The 3519-nt window shown below is 65.8% G+C and carries 4 protein-coding genes; 2 read left to right on the top strand and 2 right to left on the bottom strand.

Translation table 11 applies throughout. From position 1 onward, the window contains the following. Positions 1-318 (top strand): DUF3048 C-terminal domain-containing protein (locus tag AC062T_RS09760; protein ID WP_476029546.1); only part of this gene is annotated, 318 nt, incomplete at its 5' end. Positions 319-334: 16 nt separating this feature from the next. Here AC062T_RS09760 and AC062T_RS09755 read toward each other — a convergent pair. Beyond that, complete coding sequence (locus AC062T_RS09755) at positions 335-1078, bottom strand: SDR family oxidoreductase (RefSeq protein ID WP_476029544.1); 744 nt, start codon at positions 1076-1078, stop codon at positions 335-337. A gap of 252 nt (positions 1079-1330) precedes the next feature. On the opposite strand from AC062T_RS09755, the gene groL reads away from it, so the two are divergent. After that, positions 1331-2959, top strand: coding sequence for a chaperonin GroEL (groL, locus tag AC062T_RS09750; RefSeq protein WP_108515037.1), 1629 nt, complete (start codon positions 1331-1333; stop codon positions 2957-2959). Between the two features lie 151 nt (positions 2960-3110). Here groL and AC062T_RS09745 read toward each other — a convergent pair whose 3' ends face one another. Next, positions 3111-3401, bottom strand: coding sequence for a WXG100 family type VII secretion target (locus tag AC062T_RS09745; RefSeq protein ID WP_476029542.1), 291 nt, complete (start codon positions 3399-3401; stop codon positions 3111-3113). Between the last annotated feature and the right edge of the window lie 118 nt (positions 3402-3519).

The following is a 3519-nucleotide window of genomic DNA, read 5'->3' as shown; positions in this document are numbered from 1 at the left end:
CGATTCCTGCGCTGGCAGGATGGCAAGCCCGACACCGATGCGAGCGACGGCCAGCAGCTCGCGGCCACCAACGTCGTGACCTTGCGCGTGCCCGTCACGATGAGCGCCGTGCCGAAAACCGAACTCATCGGCAGCGGGGAGGCGTGGGTCTCCACGGGAGGCGGCACCGTCCACGCAACCTGGAGCAAGGCATCCGCTACGGCCCCCATCACCCTCATGGGCGACGACGGAATCACCGTTCGACTAGGGGCGGGCAACACCTGGATCGAACTCGTTCCGCTGGCCGGCAGCTTCTCTGCGGTGCCTCCCGGCGCCTGAGCGAACGTCTCTAGCCCTAGGGCGCTGTGCGCAGCCACTCGTCGAATGTGACCGAGCCGCGCTGAGCATCCGGGCCCGGCAGCAGGGTTCCGTTGCGCATCGCCGTGCCCATCCCGCCCGGCAGGGGCACGGAGGCGATGGGAACGCGCCACCCCTTTGCCCTCGCATAGGCGCGGGCGAGCGAAACGAGCCGCTCCTCGCGCGGCCCCGCAAGATCGCTAACGCGACCCTGAGCATCCTGTTCGGCGAGGTCGACGAGCCGCTCGGCCACCTCGCGAGCGGACACGGGCTGCGTGCGCATGATCGGGATCGTTCGCACCGGCCCAAACTTGGCCCGATCGAGCATCTGCGCGGCGAACTCGTGAAACTGGGTGGCCCGCAGGATGCTCCACGGCACGGTGCTTCCAGCGACGATGTCCTCCTGCAGAACCTTGCCCGCGTAGTAACCCGACGGCGCCTTGTCCACGTTCACGATGGAGAGGACGACGTGGTTTCGGATGCCGGTGGCGTCACCTGCGGCAAGCAGATTGGTCGTTGCGGTGCGAAAGAAGTGCCGAGAAGTCTGAGCCGAGGTGGTGACCACGCTCGACACGTCGACGATGCTGTCGGCGCCGACAACCGCCCTGGCCACCGACACGGGGTCGAGCAGGTCGATGCCCGCCGAGCGGCTGATCTCGATGGGAGTATGGCCGCGTTCTCGGGCAACATCGCCAACGAAACGGCCTACGGCCCCGGTTGCTCCAGCGATTGCGATTCTCACGGGCGGCTTCCTCTCAGTAAGTCGGTGAATGCTGGGGAATGGTTCGGCGGCGGCGCTGCGGTGGAGTTCGCTCGGTGGTGCCGTCCGCACCGTGAGCCTAAACCCGGCAAGCGCACGCGCCCGGGCCTGCAAGCAGGGGCCTCTGAGCTTGCACTCGCTAGGGCAGAGTGCCAGAATCATTTAGCACTCCCTTTGGGAGAGTGCCAACAAGCTGATGCAATTTCCGACGTCCGGGAGGGACGAGAAACACACATGGCAAAGATCATTGCTTTCAATGAAGAGGCCCGTCGTGGCCTTGAGCGCGGCCTCAACACGCTTGCGGACGCCGTCAAGGTGACGCTTGGCCCGCGCGGCCGCAACGTCGTACTCGAGAAGAAGTGGGGAGCCCCCACCATTACGAACGACGGCGTCTCCATCGCCAAGGAGATCGAGCTCGACGACCCGTTCGAGAAGATCGGTGCTGAGCTCGTCAAGGAGGTCGCCAAGAAGACCGACGACGTCGCCGGCGACGGAACGACCACCGCTACTGTGCTCGCCCAGGCTCTGGTTCGCGAAGGCCTGCGCAACGTCGCAGCCGGCGCAGACCCGATCAGCCTCAAGCGCGGCATCGAGAAGGCCACCGCTTCGGTGATCGAGGCCCTCGTTGCTTCTGCCAAGGAGATCGAGACCAAGGAAGAGATCGCGGCCACCGCATCCATCTCTGCCGGTGACGCCGAGATCGGCGCACTGATCGCCGAGGCGATCGACAAGGTCGGCAAGGAAGGTGTTGTCACCGTTGAGGAGTCGAACACGTTCGGCACCGAGCTTGAGCTCACCGAGGGTATGCGCTTCGACAAGGGTTACCTGTCGGCATACTTCGTGACCGACCCCGAGCGCCAGGAGACGGTATTCGAGGACCCCTACATCCTCATCGTCAACGGCAAGATCTCGAACATCAAGGATCTGCTCCCCATCGTCGACAAGGTGATCCAGGCTGGCAAGCAGCTGCTCATCATTGCTGAGGATGTCGACGGCGAGGCTCTGGCCACGCTCGTTGTGAACAAGATCCGCGGCATCTTCAAGTCGGTTGCCGTCAAGGCTCCCGGCTTCGGTGACCGTCGCAAGGCTCAGCTGCAGGACATCGCCATCCTCACCGGTGGTCAGGTCATCAGCGAAGAGGTCGGCCTCAAGCTCGAGAACGCAACGCTTGACCTTCTTGGTCGCGCCCGCAAGGTCGTTATCACCAAGGACGAGACCACGATCGTCGAGGGTGCCGGCGATGCTTCGGCCATCGAGGGTCGCGTCAAGCAGATCCGCGCCGAGATCGAGAACACCGACAGCGACTACGACCGTGAGAAGCTCCAGGAGCGTCTCGCCAAGCTTGCTGGTGGCGTCGCCGTCATCAAGGCCGGAGCCGCAACCGAGGTTGAGCTCAAGGAGCGCAAGCACCGCATCGAGGACGCCGTTCGCAACGCGAAGGCAGCCGTCGAAGAGGGCATCGTCGCCGGTGGTGGCGTTGCGCTCATCCAGGCCGGCGAGGTCGCGTTTGCTAGCGCAGCGATGACCGACCTGGTTGGCGACGAGGCGACCGGTGCGAACATCGTTCGCGTCGCGATCGACGCTCCGCTCAAGCAGATCGCCGCCAACGCGGGCCTCGAGCCCGGTGTTGTCGCCGAGAAGGTGCGCAACCTTCCTGCTGGCCAGGGCCTCAACGCCGCAACTGGTGAGTACGTCGACATGCTGGCCGCTGGCATCAACGACCCGGTGAAGGTAACCCGCTCCGCGCTGCTCAACGCAGCGTCGATCGCCGGTCTCTTCCTCACCACCGAGGCCGTCGTTGCCGAGAAGCCCGAGAAGAACCCTGCACCCATGGGTGACCCGTCGGGTGGCATGGACTTCTAGTCCACGCCGGGCATTAGCTCGAACTAGTACGCCAGAAGGGCGGCTCCTGCGGGAGCCCCCCTTCTGCTGTTAATGCGGGTCGTGTGTGCGCGGGTCGTCTGTGTGCGCGGGTCGTGTGTGCGCGGGTTGCGGCACCGCCGCACCGGCCGGGTTAGCGCACGAAGAGGCTCGCGTTGGCCTGCTCTGCCTCCGCATACTGCTGCCCGGCGCGGCCGAGGGCGTGGGTGATGCCGGTGAGGCTCTGCTCCACCAGGTGCTGGGTGTTGCGCCAGTCGCTCACGACCGACTGAAAGGCCGTCGACGCCTGCCCCGTCCACGACGACTGCAGGGGGACGAGCTGCCCCAGCATCCCGCTCACCTCGCCCTGGATGCGCGCCGCAGATGCCCTCAGGGCGCCCTCGGCTGAGAGCACGGCATCGCTGTCGACCTGATACTGCGTCATGGGGTGTCCCTTCGTCGCGGCTGCCCCTGTGGCGGCCGACACGGGCCACGGTAGGTGGGCCCGGGCGACGGGGTCACGCAGCTACGACTTGGGTGTGCGCGGAGGCGAGACGTAGTCG

This window comes from Homoserinimonas sp. (genome assembly GCF_056262345.1).
Note: the sequence above shows the minus strand (reverse complement) of the source record. Positions and strands in the feature narration are given on the sequence as shown.